Source organism: Undibacterium sp. Ji22W (assembly GCF_049340305.1).
Lineage (GTDB): Bacteria > Pseudomonadota > Gammaproteobacteria > Burkholderiales > Burkholderiaceae_D > Undibacterium.
On record NZ_JBMPOU010000035.1, the window covers coordinates 1 to 255 of the forward strand.

Sequence of the window (255 nt, forward strand, 5' to 3'; positions counted from 1 at the left end):
AGGTGACCGTGAAGGTCGCTGTGCCAGCCGCTTCGTTGACGATCACGTCGTTGATCGACAAACTTGGTGTACCGTCATTGTCGGTAATCGTTGCGGTACCGGTTGCCGAAGCGTTCGTCGTCGTACCGGCTGTCCGTGTCACCGTCAAATCAAAGGTTTCATTGACTTCGCTGATCAGATCATCCGTGATCGGTGTACGTACCAAGACACTCGTCGCGCCTGCGGCAATCGTCGCCGTAGCCGCATTGTTCCACG

General features: G+C 56.1%; 1 pseudogene. It reads right to left on the reverse strand.

What is annotated here, in order from left to right:
• Positions 1–255, reverse strand: a pseudogene (locus ACO0KW_RS20480) (hypothetical protein); the annotation flags it as partial.